This window comes from Cellulomonas sp. RIT-PI-Y, from assembly GCF_025642745.1.
Classification (GTDB): domain Bacteria; phylum Actinomycetota; class Actinomycetes; order Actinomycetales; family Cellulomonadaceae; genus Cellulomonas.
Genome location: NZ_JANZKP010000004.1, coordinates 60,411 through 76,510, shown reverse-complemented (window position 1 = coordinate 76,510; position 16,100 = coordinate 60,411). Strand labels below are relative to the sequence as shown.

Below are 16,100 nucleotides of genomic sequence, written 5' to 3'. Positions count from 1 at the left end.
CCGCGCCGGTCCCGGAGCAGGGCGAGCCGCTCAGCCCAGGTCGCCGACCTCCGGGTGCACCGCCGCCCGGACCGCCGACCGCCCGGACACCGCGTCCGCCGCGGCCAGCGCCAGTCCGGCCAGCGCCCGGCACTCCGCCTGGGTGTGCCGCCGCAGCGCGAACCGGACCGCGGGGAGCGCGCCGGGAGACATGGACAGGCTCGTCACGCCCAGCCCCGCCAGCACCAGCGCCATCAGGGGGTCAGCCGCCGACTCCCCGCACACCCCGACCGGGCGGCTCGCGTCCTGTCCCGCCCGTGCGGTCGCGGCGACCAGCTCCAGCACCGCGGGCTGCCAGGGGTCGAGCAGGTCGGTCAGCTCGCCACGCAGGCGGTCGGTGGCCATCGTGTACTGCGCCAGGTCGTTGGTGCCCAGGGAGACGAAGTCGACCTCGCCCAGCACCGCCCGTGCCCGCAGCGCCGCCGCGGGCACCTCCACCATCACCCCGGTGACCCCGAGCCCGGCCCCGTGCGCCGCCGCCGCGAACGCCCGGGCCTCCGCCGAGGTCGCCACCATCGGTGCCATCACCCACGGCTCGGCCCCGGACTCCCGGCCGGCCCGGGCCAGCGCGGTGAGCTGGTCGTGCAACAGCTCCGGGACCGTCCGCACCAGGCGGTAGCCCCGCACCCCGAGGGCGGGGTTCTCCTCCGGCGCCGGGTTCGCGAACGCCAACGGCTTGTCCGCCCCGGCGTCCAGGGTCCGCACCACCACCTTGCGGTTCCCGAGCGCCCGGAACACGCGGGTGTAGGCCGCGGTCTGCTCGTCGACGGTGGGCGCCTGCGCCCGGCCGAGGAACAGCACCTCGGTGCGGAACAGCCCCACCCCCTCGGCTGCCGAGCCGGTCAGCCGCTCCGCGTCCTCGACCGTGCCGATGTTGGCGAGCAGCTGCACCGGGTGACCGTCCGCGGTCGCGCCCGGCGCGGTGTCCTCCGCCAGGGCACGTTCCCGGTCGGCCTTGGCGGCCAGCGCCGCACGCGCGTCGTCGTCGGGCTCGATCACCACGCTCCCGGTCGCCGCGTCCACCCCCACCACGGTGCCCTCGGCCAGCTCGGTGATCCCCGGCAGCCGGACCACGCAGGGCACGCCGTTCTGCCCCGCGATGATCGCGGTGTGACCGGTCGGTCCGCCCTCCTCGGTGAGCAGCGCCAGGACCCGGGTCAGGTCCAGCGCGGCGGTGTCCGCCGGGGCCAGGTCCCGGGCCACCACCACGGTGGGCTCCACGAGCTCCGGCACCCCGGGCGCCGGCAGTCCGGCCAGCCGGGCCACCACCCGGTCCCGCACACTGCGCAGGTCGGTCACCCGCTCCGCCAGGTAGCCGCCCGCCTGCTCGAAGAGCACCGCGAACCCGTCCACCGCGGCGTCCACGGCGGCGATCGGCGGCTCACCACCGCGCACCCGGTCCAGCACCTGCTGGCGCAGCGCCGGGTCGTCCGCCATCTGTGCGGTCGCGGACAGCACGTCCGCGACGGTCCCGGTGGCACGCTCGGCCTGCGCAGTCAGGGCGGCGGCCACCGAGGCGAAGGCCTCGGACACGGCGTCGGGCACCTGATCCGGCGCGACCGGTGCACCGTCCCGCAGCACCGGGGCATCCGGCGCGACCCGTGGAGCGGGCTCGACCCGGACCACCGGCCCGACCGCGACCCCTCGTCCGACCCCGACCCCGCGCAGCACCCCATGACCGGACATCCGCAGCCCCTTCGCTCCGTGCCGCCCGACGCGACCCGCCCACGCTAGTGCGGCGCCCGGGTCCGCGACCAGGGTCCGCTCAGGGCCGCGCCTCCGGCGCCCGGCGGCCGAGTGCGGAGAAGTTGTCGCCGTTCGGGCGGTTTGGGCGACAAGTTCTCCGCACTCGGCGAATCCGGCCGCCCGCGCGCGGGCCTGGGTCAGCGCGGCTGGTAGGGGGAGACGACCAGCTCGACCCGCTGGAACTCCTTGAGGTCGGAGTAGCCGGTGGTGGCCATCGCCCGGCGCAGCGCGCCGATCAGGTTCAGCGTGCCGTCGGCGGTCTTGCCCGGGCCGAACAGCACCTCGCCGAGGTCGCCGACCTGGCCGACCTGGACCCGCTCACCACGCGGCAGGTGCGGGTGGTGCGCCTCGGAGCCCCAGTGCCAGCCGCCGCCGGGGGCGTCGGTCGCCCGGGCCAGTGCGGCGCCGAGCATGACCGCGTCCGCGCCGCAGGCGATCGCCCGGACCAGGTCGCCGGAGCGCCCCACCCCACCGTCGGCGATCACGTGCACGTACCGGCCGCCGGACTCGTCCAGGTAGTCCCGGCGGGCCGCGGCGACGTCCGCCAGGGCGGTGGCCATCGGGGCGTGGATGCCCAGTGTGGTGCGGGTGGTGTGCGCCGCCCCGCCGCCGAAGCCGACCAGCACGCCGGCCGCCCCGGTGCGCATCAGGTGCAGCGCGGCGGTGTAGGTCGACGCTCCGCCGACGATCACCGGGACGTCCAGCTCGTAGATGAACCGCTTGAGGTTGAGCGGCTCGGCCCGGCCGGAGACGTGCTCGGCGGAGACGGTGGTGCCGCGGATGACGAACAGGTCGACCCCGGCGTCCACCACGACCTTCCAGAACTCCTGGGTGCGCTGCGGCGACAGCGCCCCGGCCACCGTCACCCCGGCCTCCCGGATCTGGCCGAGCCGCAGCCGGATCAGCTCCGGGTCGATCGGCGCGGCGTAGATCTCCTGCATCCGCGCGGTGGCGGCGGCGGGGTCCAGGCCGACGATCTCGGCCAGCAGCGGCTCCGGGTCCTCGTAGCGGGTCCACAGACCCTCCAGGTCGAGGACGCCGAGGCCGCCGGCCCGGCCGAGGGCGACCGCTGTGGCCGGGCTCATCACCGAGTCCATCGGCGCGGCCAGCACCGGCAGGTCGAAGTGGTAGGCGTCGATCTGCCAGGAGACCGAGACCTCCTCCGGGTCACGGGTGCGCCGGGAGGGCACCACCGCGATGTCGTCGAAGGAGTACGCGCGGCGCCCGCGCTTGCCGCGCCCGATCTCGATCTCGTTGCTCACCAGGTCAGGCTACCGGTCAGCGTCCGGCGGCGGCGTCGACCACGGCGGCGCTGAACGCGGGCAGGTCGTCGGGGTTCCGCGAGGTGATCACGCTGGTGGTGCCGACCTCGCTGATGACCACCTCCTGGTCCACCCAGGTGGCGCCCGCGTTGCGCAGGTCGGTGGCCAGGCTCGGGTAGGAGGTGAGCGTGACGCCGTCCACCACGCCGGCCTCGATCAGGGTCCACGGTCCGTGGCAGATCGCCGCGACCGGGATGCCGGCGGCCAGCACGTCCTTGACCAGCGCGACCGATGCCGCGTCGGCGCGCAGGGTGTCCGCGTTCACCGTGCCGCCGGGGATGACCAGCGCGGCCAGCTCGCTGACGTCCACCTGGTCGACGGTGCGGTCGACGGGGTACGTGCCGCCCGGGTCGAGGTCGTTGTTCACCGCGCTCACCGTGCCGGACTGCGCCGAGACCAGCACCGGGGTGCCGCCGGCGTCCTCCACCGCCTGCCACGGGGTGGTCAGCTCGGGCTCCTCGATACCGTGCTCGCTGGTCAGGAACGCGACGGTCTTGCCGGTCAGGTCGGCCATGGGGTCCTCCTTCGTGGGGTGGTCCCGTCCACCCTGCGACGCCGGGGGCGATCCCGCATCCGCGACCTGCCGGGCGATCTCCCCGACGGTGTCGGCGGCCGGTGCGATGCTGGCCGGGCGATCGAGGGAGAACGACGATGACCTGGAACAAGGGCCCCCTGCTGGGCTTCGACACCGAGACCACCGGCGTCGACGTGGCGCACGACCGGATCGTGACCGCCGCGCTGGTCCGCCGGGACGCCGAGGGCACCACGGTCCGCACCTGGCTGATCGACCCCGGAGTGCCGATCCCGGAGGCGGCCAGCGCGATCCACGGGATCAGCACCGAGCACGCCCGGGAGCACGGCGTCGACCCGGCGGGCGCGCTGACCGAGATCGCCGACGCCATCGCCCGGGCGATGCGGGACGGGGTGCCGGTCGTCGCCTACAACGCCTCCTTCGACCTGTGCCTGCTGGAGGCCGAGCTGGAGCGGCACCACCTGCCGACGGTGAGCGAACGACTGGGCGGCGCCCTGGTCCCGGTGATCGACCCGCTCGTGCTCGACCGCGCCGAGGACCGGTACCGCAAGGGCAAGCGCAAGCTGGTCGACCTGTGCGGCGTGTACCAGGTGGTCGACACCGGTCATCTGCACACCGCGGACGTCGACGTGGTCGCCACCCTGGACGTGCTGGAGCGGATCGTCGACCGGTTCCCGCACCTGGGCGAGCTGCCGCTGGCCGCGCTGCACGACTACCAGGTGACCGCGCACCGGGCGTGGGCGGAGGCGTTCAACGCCTGGCGGACGGAGAAGGGCTTCGAGGGCGAGGGCGCGGTCACCGCGTGGCCGGTGCCGATGACCCGGATGGCTCCGCCGATCCACCGCGCGCCCCCGGTCGGCACGCCGGTGCAGGACACCCTGATCGCGTGAATCTCATATCTGAGATGCGCAAACGTCCCGGACACCCGATCTTCACATCCTGAGCCGTGCGGATATCTCATCCGTGAGTTACGGTCTTCCGGTGACTCAGACGACCACACCTGCCACCGGCTCCATCCCGACCGTGCGCACCCTTCCCGAGCAGCTGGCCCACGTCGGCTCGCTCGTCCGCTCCGCCCGACGCCACCGCGGTCTCACCCAGACCCAGCTCGCGGAGCTCCTGAACACCAGCCAGTCCGCGGTCCACCGGATCGAGCAGGGCACCCAGAACCTCAGCCTGGACATGCTCACCCGGATCGGCGCCGCCCTGGACTCCCCGATCGTCACCGTCGGCGGCCCCCAGCGCACCCACCTGCGGGTGACCGGCGGCGTGCAGCTCTCCGGCCGGATCGACGTCAACACCTCCAAGAACGGTGCCGTCGCCCTGCTGTGCGCGAGCCTGCTGAACCGCGGCACCACCCGGCTGCGCAACGTCGCCCGGATCGTGGAGGTCGACCGGATCGTCGAGGTGCTGCGCTCGATCGGCGTGCGCGCCACCTGGTCCGGCGACGGCCGCGACCTGGAGATCGTCGTGCCCCGGGACCTCGACCTGGACGCGATCGACGTGGACGCCGCCGTGCGCACCCGGTCGATCATCATGTTCTTCGGCCCGCTGCTGTCCCAGTACGACGACTTCCAGCTGCCCTACGCCGGTGGCTGCGACCTCGGCTCGCGCACCGTCGAGCCGCACATGATCGCGTTGCGCCCGTTCGGCCTGACCGTGACCGCCACCAACAGCCGGTACCACGCCAGGGTCACCGACCCGGGCGGCACCGACCTGCAGATCGTGCTCACCGAGCGCGGCGACACCGTCACCGAGAACGCCCTGATGGCCGCCGCCCGCCGGGACGGCCTGACCGTCATCCGCAACGCCAGCCCGAACTACATGGTCCAGGACCTGTGCTTCTACCTGGAGCTGCTCGGTGTCCGGATCGAGGGGATCGGCACCACCACCCTGCGGGTGCACGGCAAGGCGGAGATCGACGCCGACGTGGAGTACGCGGTGTCGGAGGACCCGGTCGAGGCGATGAGCCTGCTGACCGCGGGCATCGTCACCGGCTCGCAGATCACGGTCGGCCGGGTGCCGATCGAGTTCATGGAGATCGAGCTGGCCACCCTGTCCGAGATGGGCCTGCGCTACGAGCTCTCCGCGGAGTACACCGCGCACAACGGCCGCACCCGCCTGGTCGACCTCACCGTCTTCCCGAGCGAGATGCACGCCCCGCTGGACAAGATCCACCCGATGCCGTTCCCGGGCCTGAACATCGACAACCTGCCGTTCTTCGTGGCGATCGCCGCGTGCGCGGAGGGCACCACCCTGGTGCACGACTGGGTCTACGAGGGCCGGGCGATCCACCTGACCGACCTGACCCGGCTGGGCGCGGACGTGCGCCTGTTGGACGCGCACCGGCTCCAGATCAGCGGCCCCACCCGGTGGTCCGGTGCCGAGGTGTCCTGCCCGCCCGCGCTGCGCCCGGCGGTGGTGATCCTGCTCGGCATGCTGGCCGCCAAGGGCACCAGCGTGCTGCGCGATGTCGACATCATCGCCCGGGGCTACGAGCAGCTCCAGGAGCGCCTGGTCGAGCTCGGCGCGCAGATCGAGACCTTCCGGGACTGAGGGCACGGGGAAGGGCCCCGGCGAGCGGTCGCCGGGGCCCTTCCTCGTCTCGGCTCAGCGCGCGCTGTAGTTCGGCGCCTCGGCCACCATCTGCACGTCGTGCGGGTGCGACTCCTTCAGCCCCGCCGGGGTGATCCGGACGAACTTGCCGCGCTGCTGCAGCTCCGGCATGGTCCGCGCGCCGACGTAGAACATCGACTGGTGCAGGCCGCCGACCAGCTGGTGCGCCACCGCCGCGAGCGGTCCGCGGTAGGGCACCTGACCCTCGATGCCCTCGGTGATGATCTCGTCGTCGGTCAGGTCGCCCTGGAAGTAGCGGTCCTTGGAGTACGACCGGCGGTCGCCACGGGACTGCATGGCGCCCAGCGAGGCCATCCCCCGGTAGCGCTTGAACTGCTTGCCGTTGACGAACACCAGGTCGCCCGGGGACTCGTCGCACCCGGCGATCAGTCCGCCGATCATCACCGAGTCCGCCCCGGCCACCAGCGCCTTGGCGATGTCGCCGGAGTACTGCAGGCCGCCGTCGGCGATCACCGGCACGCCGGCGGGCTTGGCGGCCAGCGCGGCCTGGTACACCGCGGTCACCTGCGGCACCCCAACCCCGGCCACCACACGGGTGGTGCAGATGGAGCCCGGGCCGACCCCGACCTTGACCGCGTCCACGCCCGCGTCGACCAGCGCCTGCGCGCCATCACGGGTGGCGATGTTGCCGCCGATCACCTGCACGTGCCGGGTCGCCGGGTCGGACTTGATCCGGCGGACCATGTCCAGCATGAGCCGGGCGTGACCGTTGGCGGTGTCCACCACCAGGACGTCCACCCCGGCGTCGACCAGCGCGGTGACCCGGTCCCAGGCGTCGCCGAAGAACCCGACCGCGGCACCGACCGTCAGGCGGCCGGCCGAGTCCTTGGTGGCCGACGGGTATTGCTCGGACTTCACGAAGTCCTTGACCGTGATCAGGCCGCGGAGCCGGCCGGCGTCGTCCACCAGCGGCAGCTTCTCCACCTTGTGCTTGGCCAGCAGTGCGGCGGCGTCCTCGCGGGCGATGCCCACCGGACCGGTGATCAGCGGCTGGCTGGTCATCGACTCCCGGACGGTGCGGGTGGCGAACTGCTCGCCCGGGACGAACCGCAGATCGCGGTTGGTGATGATGCCCAGCAGGGTGTCGTCGGCGTCGACCACCGGCAGGCCGGAGACCCGGTACTTGGCGCACAGGTCGTCCAGCTCCGCCAGGGTGGCGTCGGGGCTCACGGTGACCGGGTCGGAGACCATGCCGGACTCGGAGCGCTTGACCAGCTCCACCTGGTGGGCCTGGTCGGCGATCGACAGGTTCCGGTGCAGGATGCCGATGCCGCCCTGACGGGCCAGGGCGATGGCCATCCGGGACTCGGTCACGGTGTCCATGGCGGCGGACACCAGCGGGATGGACAGCTCGATCTCGCGGGTCAGACGCGTGGTGGTGTCGACCTCGCTCGGGATGACGTCGGTCTCGCCGGGGAGCAGCAGGACGTCGTCATAGGTGAGACCGATGAAGCCGAAGGGGTCGTGGGTGGATGCGGTTCCAGGGGTGCCCAGTTCGGTCATTCCCCGATGATACGGCCGTTCCTGGAGCCCGTCGGACGGGTCAGCGGATCAGCCCGCGCCGCAGTCCGATCGCCACCGCCTGGGCCCGGTCGGCCGCACCCAGCTTGCGGAACAGCCGTCGGGCGTGGGTCTTGATGGTGTCCTCGGACAGGTAGAGCTCCTGGCCGATCTGGGCGTTCGAGCGACCGTTGCTCATCCCGACCAGCACCTCGATCTCCCGCTTGGTCAGCTGCACCTCGCCCATGCCGCCCTGGGCCTGCGCGGGCAGCTCCGGGGAGAGCACCGCCGTGGTGGCCGCGGTGGTGGCGGCCGCGAGACCGCCGTCCTGGCCGACAGCGCCGTCCACCGGGCCGCGACCCTCGGGCCCACCAGGCCCGGCCAGGATGTGCGCCGCGACGGCGGCGAGCTCCGCACGGCCGACGTCGGGCGACAGGTACCCGCGGGCGCCGAGCGCGATCGCCCGGTCCAGCGCGATCTCGTCCCCGGGCACCGCGAGCATGACCACCGTGGCCGGCGCCGGCACGGCACGCAGTCGCCGGATCGCCTCCACCGGCCCCGGCGAGGGCAGGTGCGCGTCCAGCAGCACGATGGTCGGCGGCATCCGCCGCGCCAGGGCGACCAGCTCGTCGACCGAGCCCGCCGCTCGCACCGGTGCGAGGGCGGGTACGCCGAGCGCCGTGAGGACGATGCGCTCCCGCACCGTCGTGGATCCGTGGCACACCACGACGCCCGCCATCGACTTCCGCCTTCCGTCGACCGGACTATCCGGTCAATGGTCTCTGTATCGGCCAGATCTGACCGGACGTTAGTGGCCTGACGACCCAGACGCTCATCGAACCGGGCCCGGATCGCCCTCCGCGACGGCCACGACCTCGTGCAGCACCCCGGCGAACGACCGCACCCGCTGCACCCGGTGGTGCAGCGGCACCGCCGTCGCGGCGACGTCGGGCACCATCACGAACTGCATCAGCTCCGGGTGCTGGGCGGACAGCGAGCCCACGATCGCGAGGTCGGGATCCTCCCGCTCGGACATCAGCACGGCGGCGGACGGGCTGGTCATCGTGACGATCTCGCTCAGCCGGGTCTGCCCCGCGGGCCCCGCGACCACCCGCGCGTCCAGGCCGTTGTCGGCCAACGCGGCCGCCAGCACGTGCAGTTCCAGCGGGCGCGGTTCCTCCGGCGGGGTGAACAGCAGCACCACCCGGCGGCGGGACGGGTGACGGGGCACCCGGCTGAACCGGTCACGCAGTGCGGCCAGCGCCGCCGCGACGATCACCTCGTCCGGCTCGTCACCCGGACGGGCGAGCACGGTCCGCGACGCGACCCCGGCCCGGGCCGGCACGATCAGGTCGGACCACCAGCGCGACAGGTCGTCGCCGGGGGCCAGCAGCGCCCGAACCGCGGCCGAATCACCCCGCAGGGCGGCGTCGATCACCTCGGTCGGGCTGGCCGCGCGGTCCTCGACCTGGACGCGGCGTTCCTCCTCCACCGACAGTGCCGGGTCCGGGACGACGGCCAGGTGGCGACCGTTCACCCCGTCCCGCGCCAGTCGTGCGGCCTCCACGGGGGCGACCCCGTCCAGGGTCAGCGCGCGCATCGCGCTCAGCCGGGCGACGTCGGCCGCGGTGTAGCGCCGGTGCGCGCCGGCGGTGTGCTCGGAGGGGCCCAGCCCGTAGCGGCGGTCCCAGGTCCGCAGGGTCGCCGCGGCCACGCCCAGCCGTCGGGCCACCGCGGCGGGGGTCAGGGTCGCGCCCTCGGGCAGGGCGTCCGGCTCGTCGCCGTTCTGCATCAGATCGTCAGTCCTCGTTCGCGCCAGGGGTTGCGCATCGGTCTTGGCAGATTCTGCCGGGGCCGTGACTCGGTTTCCAACCGAAGCGGACAAATCGCGCCAGCAACCGCTCCACCCACCCATGACCAAGGTCCTTGAGTAGGGGACTTGAACAACTTTCGACTCGGTTGTACTGTTCCAACCAGCACGAACCGGACCGGTCCTGAAACGGCCTCGACCGGAACGTGAACCCCCCGAACCACCACCGCTCAGGAGCGTGCAATGGCTGAGATCTCCCGTCTCCCGGGACCCGTGATGGAACTGTGGGAGTGGCAGTACCAGGGCGCCTGCCGCGACGCCGACGAGAACCTGTTCTTCCACCCGGAGGGCGAGCGCGGCGCCGCGCGTCGCCGCCGGGCCGAGGCCGCCAAGGCGATCTGCGCCAGCTGCCCGGTGCTGAACGAGTGCCGCGAGCAGTCGCTGGCCGTCCGCGAGCCCTACGGCGTGTGGGGCGGGCTGAGCGAGGACGAGCGCACCGCTGTGCTCGCCGAACGCGCCGGGCACAGCGCGGCGATGTAGTTCCTCCCCGACTCGATGGCGGCGGTCCGCGGTGCGATACCGCGACAGTCCGCCGTCGTCACACGACGAGGGCCCCGACGGTGCGATACCGCCAGGGCCCTCGTCGCATGTCCGGCGCCCTCGGTCCCGGACATGAAGAAGGCCCCCATCGCAGCTGCGATGGGGGCCTTCTCAGCGGCACGTCACTTGGTGACGATCGCCAGGATGTCGCGGGCGGAGAGGATCAGGTACTCCTCGCCGTCGTACTTCACCTCGGTGCCGCCGTACTTGCTGTAGATGACCTTGTCACCCACGGCCACGTCCAGCGGGACGCGGTTGCCGTTGTCGTCGATGCGACCCGGACCGACCGACAGGACCTCGCCCTCCTGGGGCTTCTCCTTGGCACTGTCCGGGATGACCAGACCGGAAGCGGTGGTCTGCTCCGCCTCGAGCGTCTTGACGACGATCCGGTCCTCGAGCGGCTTGATGGAGACCGACACAGCGGACCTCCCCTTCTCGCTTGTGAGTTTGCCTGTTCAGGAAAACCGAACGACCGGCCGTCGTCGCGGGTGCCGGCAGTCGTACGGGCTCGGCACTCCTGCAGGAGGAGTGCCAACCGTCACTGTAGGAAGCCGTTAGCACTCGGTCAAGGCGAGTGCCAGCGACCGGGGCGTGCGAGGATCGCCGGATGGACGCGGTCGGTCTCGCCAAGCTGCTCAGCCCGGAGGGGTGGGCCCTGCTGTCCGCCCTGCCGCCCTATGACGCAGACGCCGCGATGGCGCTGTCCGAGCGCCTGCGGAAGGACGGCTTCGACGCCGACCTGGTGGCAGCCGCCCTGACCCAGTCCCGGCTGCGCGCCAAGGCGCACGACAAGCTGGGCGAGTTCGCCGACGGCATGCTGTTCACCCCCGCCGGTCTGGAGCAGGCCACCCGCCTGGTGGTCGCCGCCCGGCACGCCCGTCGCTATCGGTCCGCGGGCGTCACCCGGGTCGCGGACATCACCTGCGGGCTCGGTGCGGACGCGATCACGCTGGCCGGGGTCGGGCTGTCCGTGCTCGCGGTCGACGCCGACGAGACGACGGCGGCACTGGCCACGGTGAACCTGCGGCACTTCCCCGAGGCGGCGGTCCGGCACGGGGACGGCCTCGCCGTGGACTTCGCCGCCGAGGGAGTGGACGGGATCTACGCCGACCCGGCCCGCCGCACCGGCTCCGGTGCCCGCCGCCACGACCCGGCGGCCTACACCCCGCCGCTGGACGACGTGCTCGCACTGCGCGACCGGGTCCCGGCACTCGGCATGAAGCTCGGCCCCGGCATCCCGCACTCCGCCCTGCCCGAGGACGCCGAGGCGCAGTGGGTGTCGGTGGACGGCGACGTGGTCGAGCTCGGCCTCTGGTTCGGAGCCCTGGCCCCCGACGGACCCGGACGCTCCGCGCTGCTGCTGGACGCCGCGGGGCGGTCCGCCGAGCTGCGGGACACCGGCGCGGTCGCCGAGGTCGGCGCGGTCGGCGGCTACCTCTACGAGCCGGACGGCGCCGTGATCCGGGCCGGGCTGGTGGCCGAGGTCGCCGCCGAGGTGCGAGGGCGCCTGGTGGACCCCACCATCGCCTACGTGACCTCCGACGTCCTGCACCCCAGCGCCTTCGGCACGCCCTACCGCGTGCTCGACTCCCTGCCCTTCGGGCTGAAGCGGCTGAAGTCCTACCTGCGCGAGCGGAACGTCGGCATCGCCACCATCAAGAAGCGCGGCACCGCCGTGGTGCCGGAGCAGCTCCGCCGTCAGCTCGACCTGCGCGGCGACGCCGAGACCACCCTGGTGCTGACCCGGGTCGCCGGGCAACAGCGGATCCTCGTCGTGGAGCCGGTGGCCTGATGGCCTCCCCCGCGCGCCTGGACTTCGCCCGCTCGGAGCGGTCGACCGTCGGCATCGAGTGGGAGCTCGCGCTGGTGGACGCCGACTCCGGCGATCTGCGCCAGGTCGCCCGCACCGTGCTGGACGCGATCGGCGACGACGACCCGGCGATCAAGCAGGAGCTCCTGCTCAACACGGTCGAGGTGGTCTCCGGTGTCTGCCGCACCGTGGGCGAGGCCGGCGCCGACCTGTCCCGGGCCATCGAACGGGTGCGCGCCCTGACCGACCCGCTCCGGGTCGAGCTGATCAGTGCCGGCACCCACCCGTTCGCCCGGTGGGCCCAGCAGAAGGTCACCGACAAGCAGCGCTACGCCACCTTGATCGACCGCACCCAGTGGTGGGGCCGGCAGATGCTGATCTACGGCGTGCACGTGCACGTCGGCATCGAGGACCGGGACAAGGTGCTGCCGATCTCCCGCGCGCTGCTGACCACCTTCGCCCACCTGCAGTCGCTGTCCGCGTCCAGTCCGTTCTGGGGCGGCAAGGACACCGGCTACGCCTCCAACCGGGCCCTGATGTTCCAGCAGCTGCCCACCGCCGGGCTGCCGTTCCAGTTCGAGCGCTGGGACGAGTTAGAGGCCTACGTCGGCGACATGCTGCACACCGGTGTGATCGACGCCTTCGACGAGGTGCGCTGGGACGTGCGCCCCTCCCCCCGGTTCGGCACCATCGAGGCCCGGATCTGCGACGGCGCGCCCACCCTGCTGGAGGTGACCGCGCTGGCCGCCCTGACCCACTGCCTGGTGGAGCACTTCTCCACCCTGCTGGACCGGGGCGAGGCCCTGCCCACCGTGCCGCCGTGGTTCGCCCAGGAGAACAAGTGGCGCTCGGCCCGGTACGGGATGGACGCGATCATCATCACCAACGCCGCCGGGGACGAGGAACTGGTCACCGACGCGGTCGCCCGCCTGCTCACCGACCTGGCCCCGGTCGCCGAGCGCCTGGGCTGCTCCGCCGAGCTGGAGTCCGTCCGGGTCATCCTGCGCAAGGGCGCGTCCTACCAGCGCCAGCGGGCCGTGGCCCGACGGCACGGGGGCGAACTGGACGCGGTGGTGGCGTCGCTGGTGGCGGAGATGCGGGCGGGTCGGCCGCTGTAGCCGGTCAGACGGTGACCGTGTCCAGCGGCATCGCCGAGTCCACCCCGATGTCCAGGGCGGACGGTGCGATGCCGCGCCGCACGATCGCCGCGCCGAGCGCCGCGATCATCGCGCCGTTGTCCGTGCAGTAGCGGATCGGCGGGATGCGCAGGTCGATGCCCGCGGCAGCGCACCGCTCGGCGGCCATCTCGCGCAGCTGGGAGTTGGCGCTGAACCCGCCGCCGACCACCAGGGTGTCCACGCCGTGCTTCTGGCACGCGGCGATGGTCTTGGCGGTCAGCACGTCGGCCACCGCGGCGGCGAAGCTGGCGGAGACGTCGGCGAGCGGGATCTCCTCCCCCGCGTCCCGGCGCGCCTCGACCCAGCGGGCCACGGCGGTCTTCAGCCCGGAGAACGAGAAGTCGTACGCGTGCTTCTCCTGGTCCTTCGCCGCGGTCAGGCCGCGCGGGAACCGGATGGCGGCCGGGTCGCCCTCCCGGGCCAGTCGGTCGATGTGCGGGCCGCCGGGGTAGGGCAGCCCGAGCAGGCGGCCGACCTTGTCGAAGGCCTCGCCCGCGGCGTCGTCCAGGGTCGAGCCGAGCTCGTGCACCCCGGTGACCACGTCGTCGATCAGCAGCAGCGAGGAGTGCCCGCCGGAGACGACCAACGCCATCACCCGGTCCGGGAACAGGCCGTCGACCAGCTCGTCGACCGCGGCGTGCCCGATCACGTGGTTCACGCCGTACAGCGGCTTGCCCAGCCCGAAGGCGAGCGCCTTGGCCGCGGCGGCGCCGACGGTGAGCGACCCGATCAGGCCGGGACCGGCGGTGACGGCCACCGCGTCGACGTCGGCCAGGGTGACCCCGGCGGTGTCCAGCGAGCGCTGGATCGTCGGGAGCATGGCCTCCAGGTGGGCACGGGACGCGATCTCCGGGATGATCCCGCCGAACCGGGCGTGCTCGTCCATCGAGGACGCGACGGTGTCGACCAGGAGCTCGCTGCGGTCGGGGTGGGCGCGGACCAGGGCCACGCCGGTCTCGTCGCAGGAGGTCTCGATCCCCAGGACCAGGGGTGCTTCGGGCATGGGGACAGGATAAGCCGGAGCCCGGTTGTGACGGTGCTCACGGCAACGATCTGGAATGCCGCACGTTTCTCCCGCCGTTCAGCACGGTATGACCACTGACACCGCTGCCTCCTCCGCCCTTGTGCCGGACGAGGTCACCGACCTCCTGTTCCGCTCCGCGCGGACCGTCAACACCTTCGCCGAGGGCGAGGTCACCGACGAGCAGATCCGCGCGGTCTGGGACGTGGTCCGCTGGGGCCCGACCGCCATGAACTCGCTGCCGCTGCGTCTGCTGCTGGTCCGCACCCCGGCCGGCCGCGAGCGCCTGGTCTCCCACATGGCCGACGGCAACAAGGCCAAGACCGAGCGTGCGCCGCTGTCGATCGTGGTCGCCGCCGACGTGGACTTCCACGAGAACATGCCCCGCCTGGCCCCGCACATGCCCGGCGTCCGGGACAACCTGCACCCGAACGAGGCCGCCCGCACCGCGATGGCCCGGGACAACGCCTTCCTGCAGCTCGGCTACTTCATTCTCGGCCTGCGCGCCGAGGGCCTGCAGGTCGGCCCGATGACCGGCTTCGACGCCGCCGGGGTGGACACCGAGTTCTTCGCCGGGACCGCCTGGCGCGCGCTGGCCGTGCTCAACGTCGGCCACGCGCCGGAGGACGTCGAGGACTTCGGCATGCCGGCCTCCTGGCCGCGGCAGACCCGGCTCGACTTCGAGGACGTCGCGCAGGCGGTCTGAGCGCCCCCGCTCGATCCGGCCCGGTCACTGCTCCGCGGTGACCGGGCCGTTCCGCGTGAGGTCCTTGCGCATGGTCCACGCGTCGACGTTCTCCGGCTGGTAGTACCGCTTCCGCAGTCCGAGCTGCTCGAACCCGGCCCGGCGGTACAGCGCCAGCGCGGGACCGTTGTCCACCCGGACCTCCAGGAACATCGACCCGGCGCCCAGCTCGCGTGCCCGGCCCAGCAGGGCGTCCAGCAGGATCCGGCCGACCCCCTGCCCCTGTTCCTGCGGGCGGGTGCCGATCGTCATCACCTGGCAGTCGTCGCCGTCGAACCAGAGCCCGGCGTACCCGACCAGCTCACCGGCGACCTCCGCGCCGACGTACCAGCGCCCCGGGCCGTCGATCTCCTCCGCCAACGACTGCCGGGACCAGGCCCCCGCGCCGAACAGCACCCGCTCCAGCTCGACCAGGACGTCCAGGTCGCCGGCCGTCAGCCCCCGGAGGGTGACCGTCACGCGGTGGCCCGCTTGGCCGACACCGAGGCGACCGCGTCCGGCCGGCGCAGGTACAGCGGCTCGGTCGGCAGCTGCACGGCGCCCTCCGGCAACGGCAGATCCGCGGTCGCCGCGGCCCCCTCCGCCAACCGGGCCAGCGCGACCCGGGCCAGATCGGCCGGGTCCAGCTCGGGCAGCTCGGCGCCCGCGGTCAGCAGGTCCGGGTACAGCGACGTGCCCGGCCCGACGACCAGCGCGTCCCCGACCCGTCCGGCGACCGCCGCCGGGGTGTCGACCCCCGGACCGTCGACCAGCTCCACCGAGCCCACCACCGCGCGGTAACGCGCCCAGTAGACCTCCTTGCGACGGGCGTCGGTGACGACCAGCACCTCCTGCGGTCCGTCGACCGCGGCCAGCGCCAGCGCGTCCAGCGACGACACCCCGTACACCGGGATGTCCAGCGCGAGGCCGAGGGTCCGGGCGGTGACCAGGCCGACCCGCAGCCCGGTGAAGGGTGCCGGACCGGTGCCGGCGACGACGCCGGTCAGCTCCGTCCGGTCCACCCCGGCCTCGGTCAGCACGGACTCGATCAGCGGGGTGAGCAGCTCCGCGTGGCGGCGGGGCTCACCGGAGGAACGGGTGGCCAGGGTGCGGCCGTCGTCGGCGACCACGGCGGCGGAGGCGGCGGACGAGGTGTCCAGGGCGAGCAGCGGCACGGGGGT

16 protein-coding genes are annotated in these 16,100 nt (G+C 73.2%); 6 read left to right on the top strand and 10 right to left on the bottom strand.

What is annotated here, in order from left to right:
• Positions 1-30: 30 nt before the first annotated feature.
• From ptsP to OGL89_RS02725, 3 genes are all read right to left on the bottom strand, one after another.
• Entirely contained in the window at positions 31-1,725 is a 1,695-nt protein-coding gene (ptsP, locus tag OGL89_RS02735; protein ID WP_263118328.1) for a phosphoenolpyruvate--protein phosphotransferase, read from the bottom strand.
• A gap of 197 nt (positions 1,726-1,922) precedes the next feature.
• On the bottom strand, positions 1,923-3,047 hold the full coding sequence (locus tag OGL89_RS02730) for a GuaB3 family IMP dehydrogenase-related protein (protein ID WP_263118327.1): 1,125 nt from the start codon (positions 3,045-3,047) through the stop codon (positions 1,923-1,925).
• A gap of 16 nt (positions 3,048-3,063) precedes the next feature.
• Positions 3,064-3,621, bottom strand: a complete 558-nt coding sequence (locus OGL89_RS02725; protein WP_263118325.1) for a type 1 glutamine amidotransferase domain-containing protein — start codon at positions 3,619-3,621, stop codon at positions 3,064-3,066.
• Between the two features lie 137 nt (positions 3,622-3,758).
• On the opposite strand from OGL89_RS02725, the gene OGL89_RS02720 reads away from it, so the two are divergent.
• Together OGL89_RS02720 and OGL89_RS02715 are read left to right on the top strand one after the other, a co-directional pair.
• Positions 3,759-4,529, top strand: coding sequence for an exonuclease domain-containing protein (locus OGL89_RS02720; RefSeq protein WP_263118324.1), 771 nt, complete (start codon positions 3,759-3,761; stop codon positions 4,527-4,529).
• Positions 4,530-4,662: 133 nt separating this feature from the next.
• A complete protein-coding gene (locus OGL89_RS02715) occupies positions 4,663-6,195 on the top strand; it encodes a UDP-N-acetylglucosamine 1-carboxyvinyltransferase (protein WP_263118365.1) in 1,533 nt (510 codons plus the stop codon).
• Between the two features lie 54 nt (positions 6,196-6,249).
• Here the strand turns inward: OGL89_RS02715 and guaB are convergent, their stop codons facing one another.
• The 3 genes from guaB to OGL89_RS02700 form a co-directional block, all read right to left on the bottom strand.
• Complete coding sequence (gene guaB, locus OGL89_RS02710; RefSeq protein ID WP_263118323.1) at positions 6,250-7,779, bottom strand: IMP dehydrogenase; 1,530 nt, start codon at positions 7,777-7,779, stop codon at positions 6,250-6,252.
• A gap of 40 nt (positions 7,780-7,819) precedes the next feature.
• Entirely contained in the window at positions 7,820-8,479 is a 660-nt protein-coding gene (locus tag OGL89_RS02705; RefSeq protein WP_263118322.1) for a response regulator transcription factor, read from the bottom strand.
• 129 nt (positions 8,480-8,608) lie between these two features.
• Positions 8,609-9,568 (bottom strand): MerR family transcriptional regulator, encoded by a 960-nt coding sequence (locus OGL89_RS02700; protein WP_263118320.1) that lies wholly within the window; start codon positions 9,566-9,568, stop codon positions 8,609-8,611.
• Between the two features lie 261 nt (positions 9,569-9,829).
• Here OGL89_RS02700 and OGL89_RS02695 point away from each other — a divergent pair, with 261 nt between their 5' ends.
• A complete protein-coding gene (locus OGL89_RS02695) occupies positions 9,830-10,126 on the top strand; it encodes a WhiB family transcriptional regulator (protein ID WP_263118319.1) in 297 nt (98 codons plus the stop codon).
• A gap of 182 nt (positions 10,127-10,308) precedes the next feature.
• Here the strand turns inward: OGL89_RS02695 and groES are convergent, their stop codons facing one another.
• Positions 10,309-10,605, bottom strand: coding sequence for a co-chaperone GroES (gene groES / locus OGL89_RS02690; protein WP_169166304.1), 297 nt, complete (start codon positions 10,603-10,605; stop codon positions 10,309-10,311).
• Between the two features lie 188 nt (positions 10,606-10,793).
• On the opposite strand from groES, the gene OGL89_RS02685 reads away from it, so the two are divergent.
• Together OGL89_RS02685 and OGL89_RS02680 are read left to right on the top strand one after the other, a co-directional pair.
• Entirely contained in the window at positions 10,794-11,978 is a 1,185-nt protein-coding gene (locus OGL89_RS02685; RefSeq protein ID WP_263118315.1) for an SAM-dependent methyltransferase, read from the top strand.
• Positions 11,978-13,114, top strand: a complete 1,137-nt coding sequence (locus OGL89_RS02680) for a glutamate--cysteine ligase (RefSeq protein ID WP_263118312.1) — start codon at positions 11,978-11,980, stop codon at positions 13,112-13,114. The genes OGL89_RS02685 and OGL89_RS02680 overlap by 1 nt, the downstream gene beginning before the upstream one ends.
• 4 nt (positions 13,115-13,118) lie before the next feature.
• Here the strand turns inward: OGL89_RS02680 and tsaD are convergent, their stop codons facing one another.
• Positions 13,119-14,177 (bottom strand): tRNA (adenosine(37)-N6)-threonylcarbamoyltransferase complex transferase subunit TsaD, encoded by a 1,059-nt coding sequence (tsaD, locus tag OGL89_RS02675; protein ID WP_263118311.1) that lies wholly within the window; start codon positions 14,175-14,177, stop codon positions 13,119-13,121.
• Between the two features lie 88 nt (positions 14,178-14,265).
• On the opposite strand from tsaD, the gene OGL89_RS02670 reads away from it, so the two are divergent.
• Entirely contained in the window at positions 14,266-14,901 is a 636-nt protein-coding gene (locus tag OGL89_RS02670) for a malonic semialdehyde reductase (protein WP_263118310.1), read from the top strand.
• A gap of 24 nt (positions 14,902-14,925) precedes the next feature.
• Here OGL89_RS02670 and rimI read toward each other — a convergent pair whose 3' ends face one another.
• Positions 14,926-15,399 carry a ribosomal protein S18-alanine N-acetyltransferase gene (rimI, locus tag OGL89_RS02665; RefSeq protein WP_263118308.1) on the bottom strand — a complete coding sequence of 158 codons (474 nt, stop codon included), beginning with the start codon at positions 15,397-15,399 and terminating at the stop codon, positions 14,926-14,928.
• Complete coding sequence (gene tsaB, locus OGL89_RS02660; RefSeq protein WP_263118306.1) at positions 15,396-16,094, bottom strand: tRNA (adenosine(37)-N6)-threonylcarbamoyltransferase complex dimerization subunit type 1 TsaB; 699 nt, start codon at positions 16,092-16,094, stop codon at positions 15,396-15,398. The genes rimI and tsaB overlap by 4 nt, the downstream gene beginning before the upstream one ends.
• Positions 16,095-16,100 lie beyond the last annotated feature (6 nt).

Excerpts from the sequence above, each read along its gene's own strand:
- OGL89_RS02700 (WP_263118320.1), bottom strand. The coding sequence starts at position 9,568 with ATGCAGAACGGCGACGAGCCGGACGCCCTGCCCGAGGGCGCGACCCTG.
- tsaD (WP_263118311.1), bottom strand. The coding sequence starts at position 14,177 with ATGCCCGAAGCACCCCTGGTCCTGGGGATCGAGACCTCCTGCGACGAG.
- OGL89_RS02720 (WP_263118324.1), top strand. The coding sequence starts at position 3,759 with ATGACCTGGAACAAGGGCCCCCTGCTGGGCTTCGACACCGAGACCACC.
- OGL89_RS02670 (WP_263118310.1), top strand. The coding sequence starts at position 14,266 with ATGACCACTGACACCGCTGCCTCCTCCGCCCTTGTGCCGGACGAGGTC.
- OGL89_RS02695 (WP_263118319.1), top strand. The coding sequence starts at position 9,830 with ATGGCTGAGATCTCCCGTCTCCCGGGACCCGTGATGGAACTGTGGGAG.
- OGL89_RS02685 (WP_263118315.1), top strand. The coding sequence starts at position 10,794 with ATGGACGCGGTCGGTCTCGCCAAGCTGCTCAGCCCGGAGGGGTGGGCC.
- ptsP (WP_263118328.1), bottom strand. The coding sequence starts at position 1,725 with ATGTCCGGTCATGGGGTGCTGCGCGGGGTCGGGGTCGGACGAGGGGTC.
- guaB (WP_263118323.1), bottom strand. The coding sequence starts at position 7,779 with ATGACCGAACTGGGCACCCCTGGAACCGCATCCACCCACGACCCCTTC.
- OGL89_RS02725 (WP_263118325.1), bottom strand. The coding sequence starts at position 3,621 with ATGGCCGACCTGACCGGCAAGACCGTCGCGTTCCTGACCAGCGAGCAC.
- OGL89_RS02680 (WP_263118312.1), top strand. The coding sequence starts at position 11,978 with ATGGCCTCCCCCGCGCGCCTGGACTTCGCCCGCTCGGAGCGGTCGACC.